Source organism: Rhodoplanes roseus (genome assembly GCF_003258865.1).
Classification (GTDB): domain Bacteria; phylum Pseudomonadota; class Alphaproteobacteria; order Rhizobiales; family Xanthobacteraceae; genus Rhodoplanes; species Rhodoplanes roseus.
This window is the reverse complement of sequence record NZ_NPEX01000696.1, coordinates 1-350: the sequence shown is the minus strand read 5'-3', so window position 1 is coordinate 350 and position 350 is coordinate 1. Positions and strand designations below refer to the sequence as shown.

General features: G+C 67.7%; 1 protein-coding gene. It reads left to right on the top strand.

The features are described 5' to 3' along the window. Positions 1-350 (top strand): phage tail tube protein (locus CH341_RS32010; RefSeq protein ID WP_111423749.1); only part of this gene is annotated, 350 nt, incomplete at both ends.

Genomic DNA, 350 nt, shown 5'->3' with positions numbered 1-350 from the left:
ATAGCCGGCATCGCCTATCTACGCGTCGACGGGGACCAGTACCCGCTGCGCGGCAACTTCACGGTTTCGCCGTCGGCGGTCGCCCGGCAGGGCATCGCCGGGCAGGACTACGTGCACGGCTACCAAGAGATGCCCCGGGTGCCGTTCATCGAGGGTGACGTCTCGCTGATTCCCGAGCTGTCGCTCGAGGATATCGAGGCCGTCACTGACGCGACCGTGCAGGCCGATCTCGCCAATGGCCGCTCCTATGTGCTGCGCGGCGCCTGGTGCGTCTCGGCGCTGGAAGCGAACACCGGCGAGGGCCAGGTGAAGGTTCGCTTCGAGGGCCTCTCGTGTGACGAGGTCGGCGG